The sequence below is a fragment of the Mycobacterium sp. E2989 genome (assembly GCF_001667595.1).
GTDB lineage: Bacteria > Actinomycetota > Actinomycetes > Mycobacteriales > Mycobacteriaceae > Mycobacterium.
This window is the reverse complement of sequence record NZ_LZJX01000136.1, coordinates 1-500: the sequence shown is the minus strand read 5'-3', so window position 1 is coordinate 500 and position 500 is coordinate 1. Positions and strand designations below refer to the sequence as shown.

Below are 500 nucleotides of genomic sequence, written 5' to 3'. Positions count from 1 at the left end.
CGTCGCGATGCCTGCAGCGCGGTGAACAGGCCCTCGCCCGTCGCGGTCTTGGGGGCCGGCTTGAGGCTGTCGATCGCGGCCTTGACCGCCTGGCGGTTGGTCGTCGGCGGCACCAGCAGGTACGGCGTGCCCGCGAAGCCGACCAGCCCCAGGTTGATGCCCGGCGTCAGCTGGGTGGCGAACTGGGTGGCCGCCTCCTCGGCGGCCTTGAGCCGGTTGGGCGGCACGTCGGTCGCCCGCATGGACTGCGACATGTCGATGACCAGCACGATGACGGCCCGGTTGCGCGGGATGCGCATGTCGTGGGTGGGGGTCGCGAGCGCGATGGTCAGCAGAACCAGGCTGAGCAGCGACACCGCGATCGGGATGTGACGCGCCAGCGACTGCGGCACGCTCGTCTCGGTGAACCGGCGCAGCCGGCGCCGGCGGCGAGCCTGGACCAGGATGTAGACCCCGAGCAGAGCCAGCGGGAGCAAACCGAACAACAGCATGCCCGGGCG

The 500-nt window shown here is 71.4% G+C and carries 1 protein-coding gene; it reads right to left on the bottom strand.

The genetic code is table 11. The features are described from left to right. Nucleotides 1-500: VWA domain-containing protein (locus A5680_RS24385; RefSeq protein WP_231977689.1), on the bottom strand; the 500-nt coding region annotated here is incomplete at both ends.